This window comes from Paracoccus sp. SJTW-4, assembly GCF_047716885.1.
Lineage (GTDB): Bacteria > Pseudomonadota > Alphaproteobacteria > Rhodobacterales > Rhodobacteraceae > Paracoccus > Paracoccus solventivorans.
In genome coordinates, this window is the sequence record NZ_CP136681.1 from 129,180 (window position 1) to 142,956 (window position 13,777).

The 13,777-nt window shown below is 69.8% G+C and carries 15 protein-coding genes; 9 read left to right on the top strand and 6 right to left on the bottom strand.

Annotated features, from left to right (window positions below; all coding sequences use genetic code 11):
- The first annotated feature begins 51 nt into the window (after positions 1-51).
- A complete protein-coding gene (locus tag RSP45_RS00600) occupies positions 52-741 on the top strand; it encodes an adenosylcobinamide amidohydrolase (protein WP_415392826.1) in 690 nt (229 codons plus the stop codon).
- A gap of 9 nt (positions 742-750) precedes the next feature.
- Here the strand turns inward: RSP45_RS00600 and RSP45_RS00605 are convergent, their stop codons facing one another.
- Positions 751-1,509, bottom strand: a complete 759-nt coding sequence (locus RSP45_RS00605; protein ID WP_415392827.1) for an IclR family transcriptional regulator — start codon at positions 1,507-1,509, stop codon at positions 751-753.
- Positions 1,510-1,630: 121 nt separating this feature from the next.
- Here RSP45_RS00605 and RSP45_RS00610 point away from each other — a divergent pair, with 121 nt between their 5' ends.
- The 3 genes from RSP45_RS00610 to pcaF are packed head-to-tail and all read left to right on the top strand — an operon-like array spanning position 1,631 to position 4,235.
- Complete coding sequence (locus RSP45_RS00610) at positions 1,631-2,365, top strand: 3-oxoacid CoA-transferase subunit A (RefSeq protein WP_415392828.1); 735 nt, start codon at positions 1,631-1,633, stop codon at positions 2,363-2,365.
- Entirely contained in the window at positions 2,365-3,033 is a 669-nt protein-coding gene (locus RSP45_RS00615; protein ID WP_415393965.1) for a 3-oxoacid CoA-transferase subunit B, read from the top strand. The genes RSP45_RS00610 and RSP45_RS00615 overlap by 1 nt, the downstream gene beginning before the upstream one ends.
- Before the next feature lie 2 nt (positions 3,034-3,035).
- Positions 3,036-4,235, top strand: coding sequence for a 3-oxoadipyl-CoA thiolase (gene pcaF / locus RSP45_RS00620; protein ID WP_415392829.1), 1,200 nt, complete (start codon positions 3,036-3,038; stop codon positions 4,233-4,235).
- A 396-nt stretch (positions 4,236-4,631) separates the two neighbouring features.
- Here the strand turns inward: pcaF and RSP45_RS00625 are convergent, their stop codons facing one another.
- Positions 4,632-5,018, bottom strand: a complete 387-nt coding sequence (locus RSP45_RS00625; protein WP_415392830.1) for an Hsp20 family protein — start codon at positions 5,016-5,018, stop codon at positions 4,632-4,634.
- Here RSP45_RS00625 and RSP45_RS00630 point away from each other — a divergent pair.
- Positions 5,017-5,271: a hypothetical protein gene (locus RSP45_RS00630; protein WP_415392831.1), complete on the top strand. Its 255-nt coding sequence runs from the start codon at positions 5,017-5,019 to the stop codon at positions 5,269-5,271. The two genes, RSP45_RS00625 and RSP45_RS00630, sit on opposite strands and share 2 nt — an antisense overlap.
- A gap of 186 nt (positions 5,272-5,457) precedes the next feature.
- On the opposite strand, the gene RSP45_RS00635 is transcribed toward RSP45_RS00630, so the two are convergent.
- Genes RSP45_RS00635 through RSP45_RS00650 form a run of 4 tightly spaced genes read right to left on the bottom strand, consistent with a single transcriptional unit; the run spans position 5,458 to position 7,733 of the window.
- On the bottom strand, positions 5,458-6,630 hold the full coding sequence (locus RSP45_RS00635; RefSeq protein WP_415392832.1) for a zinc-dependent alcohol dehydrogenase: 1,173 nt from the start codon (positions 6,628-6,630) through the stop codon (positions 5,458-5,460).
- Positions 6,630-7,244, bottom strand: a complete 615-nt coding sequence (locus RSP45_RS00640) for a cyclase (protein ID WP_415392833.1) — start codon at positions 7,242-7,244, stop codon at positions 6,630-6,632. The genes RSP45_RS00635 and RSP45_RS00640 overlap by 1 nt, the downstream gene beginning before the upstream one ends.
- 28 nt (positions 7,245-7,272) lie before the next feature.
- On the bottom strand, positions 7,273-7,524 hold the full coding sequence (locus RSP45_RS00645; RefSeq protein ID WP_073066577.1) for a hypothetical protein: 252 nt from the start codon (positions 7,522-7,524) through the stop codon (positions 7,273-7,275).
- 11 nt (positions 7,525-7,535) lie between these two features.
- Positions 7,536-7,733, bottom strand: a complete 198-nt coding sequence (locus RSP45_RS00650; RefSeq protein WP_073066572.1) for a hypothetical protein — start codon at positions 7,731-7,733, stop codon at positions 7,536-7,538.
- A 261-nt stretch (positions 7,734-7,994) separates the two neighbouring features.
- On the opposite strand from RSP45_RS00650, the gene RSP45_RS00655 reads away from it, so the two are divergent.
- From RSP45_RS00655 to RSP45_RS00670, 4 genes are read left to right on the top strand one after another with little or no spacing between them, the layout of a single operon-like run.
- Positions 7,995-10,079, top strand: coding sequence for a hydantoinase/oxoprolinase family protein (locus RSP45_RS00655; RefSeq protein ID WP_415392834.1), 2,085 nt, complete (start codon positions 7,995-7,997; stop codon positions 10,077-10,079).
- On the top strand, positions 10,076-11,710 hold the full coding sequence (locus RSP45_RS00660) for a hydantoinase B/oxoprolinase family protein (RefSeq protein ID WP_415392835.1): 1,635 nt from the start codon (positions 10,076-10,078) through the stop codon (positions 11,708-11,710). The genes RSP45_RS00655 and RSP45_RS00660 overlap by 4 nt, the downstream gene beginning before the upstream one ends.
- Positions 11,707-12,927, top strand: coding sequence for a pyridoxal phosphate-dependent aminotransferase (locus RSP45_RS00665; protein WP_415392836.1), 1,221 nt, complete (start codon positions 11,707-11,709; stop codon positions 12,925-12,927). The genes RSP45_RS00660 and RSP45_RS00665 overlap by 4 nt, the downstream gene beginning before the upstream one ends.
- Complete coding sequence (locus RSP45_RS00670) at positions 12,924-13,739, top strand: NAD-dependent epimerase/dehydratase family protein (protein WP_415392837.1); 816 nt, start codon at positions 12,924-12,926, stop codon at positions 13,737-13,739. Before RSP45_RS00665 ends, RSP45_RS00670 begins: the two co-directional genes overlap by 4 nt.
- The last annotated feature ends 38 nt before the right edge of the window (positions 13,740-13,777 follow it).

Consider the following 13,777-nt stretch of genomic DNA (forward strand, 5'->3'; position numbering starts at 1 on the left):
GAAGTATTCTTTGCAGGACCCTGAATTGTACCCGTTATTCTCGGGGACCTCTTGCGCCTGACCTTGACCCCGCCGTGGCTGATCGCCGATCTTGGCCGCCCGCGTCGGGTGCTGTCCTTTGCGCCGCATAACCCCGGGTTTCGCCGCGCCCGCCACATCCTGCTGCGCGAGGTGCGCAACGCCGACCTGCCCGAGGGGCTGGACGCGCATCGCTGGCTGGACGGGCAGTTGCGGGGGATCGGGCAGGCACAGTCGGTCTGCATGATGACCTCGCGCCCGCTGCGGCATTACCGGGTCAGCCGCGCGGGCCCGGTCTGCTGTGTGGCGACCGTGGGCCTGGGCAATGCCGAGCGGGTGGGCCATCGCCGCCAGGTGCCTGCGGCGGTCGAAACCCAACCCCAGCCGCAGCCGCAACCGGGCTACGGCACCATCAACCTGGCGATTCTGGTGGCCGAAGGGCTGACCGAGACCGCGATGATCGAGGCGCTGACCATCGCCGCGCAGGCGCGCACCCTGGCGGTGCTCGAGGCCGGGATCATGCTGCCCTCGGGGCTGGCGACCGGCACCGGCACCGATTGCATCGCGCTGGCCTGCGACGGCGGAGCGACCGGGTTCGCCGGGCTGCACACCCCGCTGGGCGAAGCGCTGGGCCGCGCCGTCCACGATGCGGTGCTGGCGGGCGCCCGCGACTGGGTGGCGGCCCATGGGCGCATCCCGCCGCCGACCCCCGGCGCCGCCTAGGGCCGGACCCTAGCGCAGCATGGCGCGCAGCTCTGCCTGCGCCCGGAGCAACTGTGGCAGGAACCGCGCCGACAGTTCGGCGGCCTCGGCCCGGGCGGCCGACAGCCCGACGTTCAGCGCCGCCACCACCTGACCGCGCGCATTCAGCACCGGCACCGCGATCGAGCGCAGGCCGATCTCGATTTCCTGGTCGTTGACCGCATGGCCCTGCGCCCGCACCCGCGCCAATTCGGCCAGCACCGCCTCGGGGTCGGTCAGGGTCTGCTTGGTGCGGGCCGGCAGCGGGCCGGGGCCCAGAAGGGCGCGGGCCTCGGCCTCGGGCAGGGCGGCCAGCAGCACCCGGCCCATGCTGGTGCAATGCGCCGGCAGCCGCGACCCCGGCATCAGTGCGATGGACATCACCTTCTGCTGCGCGGCGCGGGCGACATAGACGATCTCGGCCCCGTCGAGGATCGACACCGACGAGCTTTCGCCGATCTCTTCGGACAGCCGGTCCAGCAGCGGCTGCACGATCTGCGGCAGTGGCATGGTGGCCAGGCAGGCGGTGCCCAGCCGCAGCACCCGGGGGGTGAGGGTGAAGAACTTGCCGTCCCAGTCGGCATAGCCGTGATGGGCCAGCGTCAGCAGGCAGCGCCGGGCGGTGGCGCGGTCGAGGCTAGATGCCGCCGCCACCTCGGCGATGGACTGGCGCGGGCTTGCCGCGGTGAAGGTCTCGATCACCGCCAGCCCCTTGGCCAGCCCGCCCATCATGTCCCGCTCTGCGATCATCCTGCCTCCGTTTGTGCGATATGGAAACAAATGCAGTATATCGCACAAATCGGGTTTACGGAACCCCCGGGACGCGCCTATGGCTGGCCGGGCGTGAACGGGCATGGAAAGGGGCAACGCATTGGACAAGACAGTCACGAATGTCGCCGCCGCCGTCGCGGATATTCCCGACGGCGCCAGCGTGATGATCGGCGGCTTCGGCGGCGCGGGCTCTCCGATCGAGCTGATCCACGCGCTGATCGACCGCTTCCGCGCCACCGGCCACCCGGCCGGGCTGACGGTGATCAACAACAACGCCGGCAACGGCCACGTGGGCCTGGCCGCGCTGATCGAGGCGGGGATGGTGCGCAAGCTGATCTGTTCCTTCCCGCGCTCGGCCGATCCGGTGGTGTTCACCCAGGCGTATCAGGAGGGCCGGATCGAGCTGGAGCTGGTGCCGCAGGGGACGCTTGCCGAACGCATCCGCGCCGGCGGGGCAGGGATCCCGGCCTTCTACACCCCCACCAGCTTCGGCACCGATCTGGCGGCGGGTAAGCCGGTCGAGCTGTTCGAGGGCCGGTCCTACGTGCGCGAGCGCTGGCTCAAGGCCGATTTCGCGCTGGTCAAGGCCGAGACCGCCGACCCCCACGGCAACCTGACCTATCGCGCCGCCTCGCGCAATTTCGGGCCGCTGATGTGCATGGCCGCCGCCATCGCCGTCGTGCAGGCGCGCCGCGTCCTGCCCGCGGGCGGGATCGACCCCGAACAGGTGGTCACTCCCGGCATCTTCGTGCAGCGCGTGGTCGAGGTCACGGCCCCCGTGCAGGAGGAAGACCTGAACCGCGCCCGCGCCACCTATCCGCTGGAGGCCGAATGATGGACAAGCTGACCGACAACCAGATCGCCTGGCGCGCCGCGCAGGACATCGCCGATGGCGCCTATGTCAACCTGGGCATCGGCCTGCCCGAAAAGGTGGCGCAATACCAGCCGCCGGGGCGCGAGGCGGTGTTCCACACCGAGAACGGCATCCTCAATTTCGGCGAAAGCCCGGCCAGCGGCGCCGAGGACTGGGACCTGATCAACGCCGGGAAAAAGGCGGTGACGCTAAAGCCGGGGGCCTCGTTCTTCCACCACGCCGACAGTTTCGCCATGGTGCGGGGCGGGCATCTGGACGTGGCGATCCTGGGCGCCTACGAGGTCGCCCAGAACGGCGATCTGGCGAACTGGTCCACCGGGCCCAAGGGGGTTCCCGCCGTGGGCGGCGCGATGGATCTGGTCCATGGCGCCAAGCGGGTGGCGGTGATCACCGGCCACGTCACCCGCGACGGCCGGCCCAAGCTGCTGGAACGCTGCACCCTGCCGCTGACCGGGGTGGGCTGCGTGACCCGGGTCTACACCAGCCTTGCCGTGATCGACGTCGCCGACGGGCGCTTCGTGCTGCGCGAGAAACTGCCCGCGCTGTCCATGGACGCCTTGCAGGCCGTGACCGGCGCCAGGCTGCTGACCCCCGGCCCGGTCGCCGACCTGATCTGCCCGGAGCTGTGAGCATGACCGAAGTCTTCATCTGCGACTATATCCGTACCCCCATCGGCCGCTACGGCGGGGCACTGTCCGCGGTGCGCGCCGACGACCTGGGCGCGGTGCCGCTGCGCGCGCTGATGACGCGCAACCCGGGCGTGGACTGGGCGGCGGTGGACGACGTGATCTATGGCTGCGCCAATCAGGCGGGCGAGGACAACCGCAACGTCGCCCGCATGTCGGCGCTGCTGGCCGGGCTGCCGGTGGCGGTGAGCGGGACCACCATCAACCGGCTCTGCGGCTCCGGCATGGACGCGGTGCTGACCGCCGCCCGCCAGATCGCGGCGGGCGAGGCCGGGCTGGTGATCGCGGGCGGGGTGGAAAGCATGTCCCGCGCCCCCTTCGTGATGCCCAAGGCCGAGACCGCGTTTTCCCGCGCGGCCGAGATCCACGACACCACCATCGGCTGGCGCTTCGTCAACCCGGCGATGCGGGCGGCCCATGGCGTCGATTCCATGCCGCAGACCGGCCAGAACGTCGCCGATGATTTCGGCGTCTCGCGCGAGGCGCAGGACGCCATGGCGCTCGCCTCGCAACAAAAGGCCGCGGCGGCGCAGGCCAGCGGGCGGCTGGCGCGCGAGATCACCCCGGTCAGCGTCCCCCAGCGCAAGGGCGAGCCGCTGGAGGTCGCGCGCGACGAACACCCCCGCGCCACCACCGCCGAGGCGCTGGCCGGGCTGAAGCCGCTGTTCCCCAACGGCTCGGTCACCGCGGGCAATGCCAGCGGGGTGAACGACGGGGCAGCGGCGCTGATCCTCGCCGATGCGGCGACGGCGGCGCGACATGGGCTGACCCCCCTCGCCCGGGTGCTGGGCGGGGCCACTGCCGGGGTGCCGCCGCGGATCATGGGGATCGGCCCGGCGCCGGCGTCGCAGAAGCTGCTGGACCGGCTGGGCCTCGCCCCCGGCGATTTCGACGTGATCGAGCTGAACGAAGCCTTCGCCGCCCAAGGCATCGCCACGCTGCGCCAGCTGGGAATCGCCGACGACGATCCGCGGGTGAACCCGAATGGCGGCGCCATCGCACTGGGCCACCCGCTGGGCATGTCGGGCGCCCGCATCACCGGCACCGCCGCGCTGCAACTGCACGAAACCGGCGGCCGCCGGGCGCTTGCGACCATGTGCATCGGCGTGGGCCAGGGCATCGCCATCGCGCTGGAGCGGGTCTGACCCGCGGACCGGCGCGCGGTCCTGTCGAAAACCGCCGCCCCGCCTTCGGCCGGTCAGGACGCCGGGGCGGTTCCGGCCAGTCTCGCGATCACCGCGGCCATCGCCCGCGGCGCTCGACCGGCGGAATGTGCCCGACGCCGGGCAGGGTGGTGGAGCCCCACCCCGGGGATCGCCGCCGCCAATGCCGCCACCAGATCCGGGGGCGACGGCTGTCCTCGGCCCCCGCGATCACCTCGACCGCGACACGCCGGGCGGCGAGCCCGCCGGTCAGATCGGCCGCGACCAGCGCAGTGCAGGCGAGGCGCGCCCCGACGACACGCCTGACACCCGGGCCCGTTCCGATGCCGCCCCAGAGGGCTGCCGGCGGCCGGATGTCCCGCCGCCGGCGAACAGGCGTCAGCCCTTGTTCGGGATGCGCTTGACCTGCGACTGCGCCTTTTCGGTCTTGGGCAGGGTCACGGTCAGCACCCCGTTGCGGAACCCGGCCTCGACTGCGTTCCCGTCGACCTCGTAGCCCGCGGGATGCGGCGGTCGAAGCGGCCGTAGAAATGTTCCGGGAACTGCCGGTCCTTGTCCTCGGTTTCCGAGAGTTCCTCGTCCCGCAGGGTCAGCACGCCGTCGTCCAGCAGCAGCGGATTGGTGGTTCCAGGGGGGGGGCCGGGCCTGCGGCGCGGCCGGTTTCGCCCTTGGCGGAACCGCGCCCGGCCGTGTGATTTCCGGGAACATTGCCGGGGATTCCGGGTTGCCACCCCTCACCATTCCGAATGCAAAGGAAAGCGCCATGGCCAACGCAAGCAGCAAGAAATTCGGGGCAGGGCAGCAGGATCAGGGCAAGGGTGACGGCACCGGCGGCATGAGCCCCGACACTGCCGAGAACCTGCCCGAGAACGAGGTGCTGTCCAATCGCGACACCTCGCGCCATTCCAGCCAGCGCGGTCTCGACAGCCGCCATGTGCAGAACCAGCAGTACCACGACCACGCCGGCAACCGCGAGCAGGCGGATGAGGGCGACCTGCCCGACGAGCCGCGGCGCTGACAGGTAGCGGCCGGGCCCCGGCTCTCCGAACGGCCCGCTTCAAGATGCTGCCGCCGCGCGCGGGGACATCGAGAAACCTTGATTTTCGGTTGCGGCAGCATGGCGGCCAGGCCCCGCTCGGGGAAGGTTTCGAAAGATGCCGCCGCGGCGCGCCGCCTGGCCGCACCGCCGCGGCGGCGGGACGCCCTATCCGGGCGTCAGCACCACCTTGGTCCATTCGTTCTGGTTTTCGTGAAAGTTCCGGTAGCCCTCGGCCGCCTCTTCCAGGGACAGCCGGTGCGAGATCAGGAAGGTGGTGTCGATCTGCCCCTCCATGATGCGTTGCAGCAGCTCGCTTGTGTATTTCTGCACATGGGTCTGGCCGGTGCGGATCTGCAGCCCCTTCTGCATCAGCGCCCCCAGCGGGAACTTGTCCGCGAACCCGCCATAGACGCCGGGGACCGACACCCGCCCGCCCTTGCGCACCGCCATCAGCGCCATGCGCAGCACATGCGCGCGGTCGGCGCCGATGCCGATCTTCTGCTTGGCCGCGTCCAGCAGGTTGTCGGGGGAAAACCCGTGGCTTTCCATCCCCACCGCGTCGATCACCGCGTCGGGGCCGATGCCGCCGGTCATCTCCATCAGCGCTTCGAGCACGTGGCTGTGGCGATAGTCGATGGTGCGGGCGCCCAGGTCGCGGGCCAGCCGCAGCCGGTTGGGGTGGTGGTCGATGCCAATCACCTGGCCCGCGCCCATCAGCAGCGCCGACTGGATCGCGAACAGCCCGACCGGGCCGCAGCCCCAGACCGCGACGCTGTCGCCCGGGTGGATCTGCGCGTTTTCCGCCGCCATCCAGCCGGTGGGCAGGATGTCGGACAGGAACAGCACCTGTTCGTCGGGGATGCCGTCGGGGATGACGACGGGGCCGACGTCGGAAAACGGCACCCGCACATATTCCGCCTGCCCGCCCGGATAGCCGCCGGTCAGATGCGAATAGCCGAACAGCCCGCTCATCGCGTGCCCGTAAAGCAGCTCGGAGGCTTCCTGCGTCTCGACCGGGTTCGAGTTGTCGCAGGCCGAGAACTGCCCCTGTGCGCAAAAGAAACAGGCGCCGCAGGAAATGGTGAACGGGACCACCACCCGCTGGCCCTTTTTCAGGGTCGAGCCGGGGCCGGTTTCCACCACCCGGCCCATGAATTCATGCCCCAGGATGTCGCCCGGCTGCACCCCGGGGATCACCGCGTCGTAAAGATGCAGGTCCGAGCCGCAGATCGCCGTCGCCGTCACCTGGATGATCGCGTCGCGCGGGTTGACGATGCGGGGGTCGGGGACGGTCTCGACCCGCACGTCATGCTTTCCCTGCCAGGTCAAGGCGCGCATCAGCCTTCCCTCCGTTCGTTGTCCGCGGTGGCGATCTCGCCGGTTTCCACCAGCATCTTCAGGCGCTTGAGCGCCTGCCGGCACAGCCGCCCGGGGTCGGTGCCCTGCATCCAGGCGGCGTAATGCCCGGCCAGCCCCCAGCGCGGGCGCCAGGCGACATGGGCCTCGGCCTCGGTGCCGCGGGCGGCGGGGGCGTCGCGCAGCTGCAGCTTGATCTCGACGTCGATCTCGGCGTCTTCGACGGATCGCCAGGCCAGCAGTTCGCCCGGGCGATCCTCGACCAGCCGCGTCTCGACCTCGATCGGGGCCGGGGTGGCGTCGATGGTCCAGACGAAGCGGTCCCCGGGGTGCTGCCGCAGGCTGAGCGTGCCGCCGAAGATGCGGTTGAGCCGGGCGGGATCGCGCCACTGCGCATGGATATCCGCCCGCGAGGCAGAGATCGTCACCGTGCGCCCGTCCACCCGATAGCCGCCGAAATCCAGCCGCCGCGCCGTGCGCCCGGGCGCGTCGTCCGAGCGGCGCAGGTCCTCGGCCCGCCGCCGCAGCAGCATCGCGGCCACCAGCGACAGCCCGGCGGCGCCGGCGATCAGCGCCAGCTCCCGCTGGCGCGACATTCCGGGTTCTCTCCGGCTCGGCACTTGCCTATTCCTCGTCCGCGTCGGCGGGCTTGCCGGTGTTCTTGTGGTGCTGGCTTTCCTGGTTTTCGCCGCGCAGGATCATGTCGCTGTCGTCGTCCTCCGCCCGCCGTGGGGTGTGGCCCTCGGCGATCTGCTGGTGAGGATGCTCGGCGGCGTCCAGATACGGGCGCGGATCGAAATCCTTGTCGGCATTGCTGGTGTCCACGCGCTTTTCGATGATCTGCCGCTGCTGCTGATGGGTCTTGGTGCCGCTCATGGCGCTGTCCTTTACTTGTTCGTGCGTCCGCGCTGGTTGGGATCGATGCCGCCCTCGGGGGTGGTGTCGTTCAGCACGTCGCCTTCAAAGGTGTTGTCGCCGCCGATGCCCGGATCGTTGCGGTCCGCGCCTTTCGAGCGGCCGATGCCGGGATCGTTGCGCAGGTCCGCGTCCGAGGGGTGGCTGGTCTTGGGATGCTTGTTGGCCATGTCCTTTCCTTTGCACGTCCTTTCCGTTCGACGGCCGGGGAAAGCCCGGCCTTGCGAGGGGACGACAACCGCAGAGCGCGCCGAATGTTCCGGCATCGGTGCGGCCGCCGGCCCGGGCGGGGGGCGAGGGCAAGAAAATGTTTCACTTTTCCGGGTGATCTTTGTTTTCCCGCTGCCGGGCGCAGGGCAACCTTGGGCAAGTCGGTCGAGCCGCGCCTGATGCCGAAGCTGTCGCGGCGGCTCCACAGCAAAGGAAAACGCATGACCGGGATCCGTCTTGGTGCCGATATCGGCGGCACCTTCACCGATATCGCGCTGGATTGCCGCGGGACGTTGCATTCCACCAAGGTGCTGACCAATTACGCGGCGCCGGAACAGGCGATCCTGGACGGCATCGCCGTGGTGCTGCGCGATGCCGGGATCACCCCGGCCGAGCTGGAGATCGTCATCCACGGTACCACCCTGGCCACCAACGCGCTGATCGAGCGGCGCGGCGCCCGCACCGCGCTGGTCACGACCGAGGGGTTCCGCGACGTGATCGAGATGCGGACCGAAAGCCGGTTCGAGCAATACGACCTGAACCTGCAACTGCCGACCCCGCTGGTCCCGCGCGAGGATCGCTTCACCGTCAGGGGCCGGATCGGCGCGCAGGGGCAGGAATTGCAGCCGCTGGACGAGGCGGCGCTGGAACGCATCGCCGACCATATCGCCGCCGAGGGTTTCGGCGCGGTCGCCATCGGCTTCATCCATTCCTACATGAACCCCGCGCATGAACGGCGCGCGCGCGAAATCATCGCCGCCAAGGTCGGGGTGCCGATCTCGATCTCGTCCGAGGTCTCGCCCCAGATGCGCGAGTTCGAGCGTTTCAACACCGTCTGCGCCAACGCCTATGTGCGCCCGCAGATGGCCGACTACCTCGCCCGGCTACAGGTGCGGCTGAAAGAGATGGGCGCGACCTGCCCGGTCTTCATGATCCATTCCGGCGGCGGGCTGATCTCGGTCGAAACCGCGGCCGAGTTCCCGGTGCGGCTGGTCGAAAGCGGCCCGGCGGGGGGTGCGATCTTCGCCGCCGACGTGGCGCAGCGTTTCGGGCTGGACCGCGTGGTCAGCTATGACATGGGCGGCACCACCGCCAAGATCTGCCTGATCGAGGATTTCCAGCCCCGCACCGCCCGCACCTTCGAGGTGGCGCGTACCTATCGCTTCTGCAAGGGCTCGGGGATGCCGATCTCGATCCCGGTGATCGAGATGATCGAGATCGGGGCAGGGGGCGGCTCCATCGCCTGGGTCGACGCCATGGGCCGCATCCAGACCGGGCCGGAAAGCGCCGGTTCGGAACCCGGCCCCGCCTGCTATCAGCGCGGCGGCGAGCGCCCGGCGATCACCGATGCCGATCTGGTGCTGGGCAAGCTCGACCCCGAGAACTTTGCCGGCGGCGCGATCCGCCTGTCGGTGGACAACGCCCGCGGCGCGATCCTGCGCGATGTCGGCGACAAGCTGAGCCTGTCCGCCGAACCCGCCGCCTTTGGCATCGTCGAGGTGGTGGACGAGAACATGGCCAACGCCGCCCGCGTCCATGCGGTGGAAAACGGCAAGAACATCTCGGACAACATCATGATCGCCTTTGGCGGCGCCGCCCCCCTGCACGCGGCGCGGCTGTGCGAAAAGCTGGGCATCGACCGCTGCCTGATCCCGCCGGGGGCCGGGGTGGGGTCCGCCATCGGTTTTCTGCGCGCGCCCTTCGGGTATGAGGCGCTGGCGTCCAAGGTGGTGCGGCTGTCGGAATTCGACGCGGGCGCGTTCAACGCGCTGGTGGACGGGCTGAAGACCACCGCCGAAGGTTTCGTCCGCGCCGGCACCCAGGGCGCGATCCTGCGCGAGATCACGGCGTTTATGCGCTATGTCGGGCAGGGCTGGGAAATTCCGGTGACGCTGCCGGACCGGCCGTTCACCGCCGGTGATGTGGCGATGCTGCAGGGCAGTTTCCGCGACAACTACGCAAGGTTCTTTGGCCGCGCCATCGACGGGCTGGACGGGCTGGAAATCGAGATCGTCACCCTGTCGGTCAAGGCGCAGGACGAACGCACCGCGCCCGAGCGTCTGGCGATCACCACCGGCACCACCCTGGCGGATGCGCCCGCAAGCCGACCGGTCTTCGACCCCGCCCGCGGCGAGACCCTGCCCACCGCGATCGTGGACCGCGCCGACATGGCCCATGGCACCCGCGTCAGCGGCCCCGCCGTGATCGTCGAGCGCGAGACCGCGACCGTCGTCACCTCGCCCTTTGACGTGGTGATGCAGGCGGACGGCACCCTTCTGATGATCCGCAAGGAGACCGTGGCATGACCCCCACCCCCCAGGACGCGACCCGCGAAATCCGCATGCAGGTGATGTGGAACCGCCTGATCTCGGTGGTCGAGGAACAGGCGCTGACCCTGCTGCGCACCGCGTTTTCCACCAGCGTGCGCGAGGCCGGCGATCTGTCTGCCGGCGTCTTCGACCCGCAGGGGCGGATGCTGGCGCAGGCGGTGACCGGCACCCCCGGCCACGTCAACACCATGGCCGAGGCCGTGCTGCATTTCATCGCCGAGATCGGGCGCGAGCGGATGCTGCCCGGCGACACCTATGTGACCAACGACCCGTGGAAGGGCACCGGGCATCTGCACGACATCACCATGGTCTCGCCCTCGTTCCTGGGCGACCGGCTGGTCGGGTTCTTCGCCTGCACCGCGCATGTGGTCGACGTGGGCGGGCGCGGCTTCGGCGCCGACGGCAAGTCGGTCTATGAGGAAGGCATCCAGATCCCGATCATGAAATTCGCCGAATCCGGGCGGGTGAACCACGATCTGGTGCAGATCATCCGCGCCAATGTGCGCGAGCCGAACCAGGTGGTGGGAGATTTCTATTCGCTGGCCGCCTGCAACGACGTGGGCCACCGCCGGCTGATCGAGATGATGCAGGAAATCGGCCTGACCTCGCTGGACGATCTGGGCGAGTTCATTTTCACCCGCACCCGCGCCGCCACGCTGGACCGCATCGCGGCGCTGCCCAAGGGGGCGTGGTCGAACGAGCTGCTGACCGATGGCTATGACCAGCCCGTCAAGCTGGCGGCGACCGTCGAGATCGCCGATGGCGCGGTGAACGTCGATTTCACCGGCAGCGATCCGGTCAGCCGCTGGGGGATCAACGTCCCGATCATCTATACCAAGGCTTACGCCTGCTATGCGCTGAAATGCGTGGTGGCGCCGGACATCCCGAACAACTGGGCCTCGCTGGACCTGTTCACCATTTCCTCGCCGGTGAACATCCTGAACGCGGAACGCCCGGCGCCGGTCAGCGTGCGCCATGTCATCGGGCATCTGGTGCCGGATCTGGTGCTGGGGGCGCTGGCGAAAGCGCTGCCGGGCAAGGTGCTGGCCGAAGGCTCGGGCGCGCTGTGGAACATCCACATCTCGGCCCGCCCGCAGACCGGGCAGGACGGGCGCCGGGCCGAGATCCTGATGTTCAACTCGGGCGGCATGGGCGCGCGGCCGGGGCTGGACGGGCTGTCGGCGACGGCCTTTCCGTCAGGCGTGATGACCATGCCGATCGAGGCGACCGAGCAGACCGGCCCGATCGTGGTCTGGCGCAAGGAGCTGCGCCCCGATTCCGCCGGCGACGGCGAATATCGCGGCGGGCTGGGGCAGGTGATCGAGATCGAGGCCGCCGATGGCCACCAGTTCGAGTTCTCGGCGATGTTCGACCGCATCGGCCACCCGCCGCGCGGCCGCAACGGCGGCGCCGACGGCAAGCCGGGCAGCGCCATGCTGGACGACGGCACGGTGATGCGGCCCAAGGGCTGGCAGCAGGTGCCCGCGGGGCGGCGGCTGGTGCTGAACCTGCCCGGCGGCGGCGGTTATGGCGACCCCGCTGCCCGCAGTGCGGCCGCGCGCGCCAACGACAGGACCAGGGGCTATGTCACGGAGGACGGGAAATGAGCTATGTCGCAAGCCGGCTGGCGGTGGTGAAGCCGTCGGCCTCGATGGCCGCGTCGCAGGCCGCCAAGGCGCTGGCCGCCACCGGGGTCGATGTGATCGACCTCGGCCTGGGCGAGCCGGATTTCCCCACCCCCGCCCATGTGATCGAGGCCGCGCACAAGGCCGCACTGGCGGGCGACACGCTCTATACCCCCGCCGCCGGCACAGTGGCGCTGCGCCGCGCGGTCGCCGACAAGTTCCGCCGCGAGAACGGGCTGGATTATACCGAGGCCGACATCGCGGTGGCCAACGGCGCCAAGCAGATCATCTTCAACGCGCTGCTGGCCACGCTGGATCAGGGCGACGAGGCGATCCTGCCTGCGCCCTATTTCGTCAGCTACCCGGAAATGGTGAAGCTGCTGGGGGGCGTGCCGGTGATGCCGCAATGCGCCGCCGTCGACGGGTTCCGCCTGACCCCGGCGGTGCTGGAAGCCGCGATCACCCCGCGCACCAAATGGCTGTTCCTGAACATGCCCGGCAACCCCTCGGGCGCGGTCTACAGCCGTGAACAGCTGCAGGCGCTGGGCGAGGTCCTGGCGCGCTACCCGCAGGTTCTGGTGCTGTCGGACGAGATCTACGAACACATCATCTTCGACGGACGCGAATTCGTCAGCTTCGGGCAAGCCTGCCCGGAGCTTCGGGACCGCACGCTGATCGTGAACGGGGTGGCCAAGGCTTACGCGATGACCGGCTGGCGGGTCGGCTATGCCGCGGGTCCGGCGCCGCTGATCAAGGCCATGACCACGGTGCAGAGCCAAAGCGTGACCTCGGTCGCGGCGCCGATGCAGGCGGCGGCGCTGGCCGCGCTGACCGGCCCGCAGGACGGCGTGGCCGCATTCCGCGAGGCGTTCCAGCGCCGCCGCGACCTGGTGGTGCGCGGCATCGCCGGGATCGAGGGGCTGACCCTGCCCCCGCCCGAGGGCGCGTTCTACGCCTATATCGGCTGCGCCGCGCTGATCGGCCGCCGCACCCCGGGCGGAGAGGTGCTGGCCGATGACGCGGCGGTGTCGGATTATCTGCTGGCGCAGGCGCATGTCAGTTCCGTGCCCGGCTCGGCCTACGGGCTGTCGCCGTTCTTCCGCATCTCGACCGCCACCTCGGACGAGATCCTGACCGAAGCCATCGCGCGGATCGGCCGCGCCGTGGCCGCACTTGCACCCGCCGAGGAGTTGGCATGACCAAGCCCAGATTCGACACGATCCTGATCACCGGCGCCGCCGGGCGGCTGGGGACGGAACTGCGCCGCGGGCTGGCGCCGCTGGCGCGCAGGCTGCGCCTGACCGACCGCACCGGCATCGCCGATCTGCAACCGAACGAGGAGGCCACCGTCGCCGATCTGGCCGATTTCGACGCGATGCGGAAACTGTGTCAGGGCGTGGACGCCATCGTGCATTTCGGCGGCGCCCCGAACGAGCAGCCTTGGGCCGAGATCCTCGATTCCAACATCCGCGGCAGCTATCACATCTACGAGGGCGCGCGGCAGGCGGGGGTGCGGCGGGTGGTCTATGCCTCGTCGGTCCACGCCATCGGCTATCACCGGCTCGAGGACCACATCGACGCCAACGACCCGCACCGCCCCGACAGCCTGTACGGGCTGTCGAAATGTTTCGTCGAGGATCTGGGCCGGCTCTACTGGGACAAGTTCGGCATCGAAAGCGCGATGCTGCGGATCTTTTCGTCCTTTCCCGAGCCGGCCGACCGGCGGATGCTGTGGTCGTGGCTGTCGTTCGACGATTGCGTACGGCTGGTGACGGCGGCGCTGACCGCGCCCCGCGTCGGGTTCACGGTCTCGTTCGGGATGTCCGACAACGCGGTGAAGCCGGTGGACAACCGGCTGGCCGGACATCTGGGCTATCGCCCGCAGGACAACACCGAACGTTTCCGCGAGGCGATGGAGGCACGCACCCCGACGCCCGACCCGGACGCGCCGGCGGTGCGGACACTGGGCGGCTGGTTCGTGGACCTTGGCCACCCCGAGGACGAGGAATAAGCATCCCACGCTGCAAGCGAAAACCCGCGCTGTGCCCG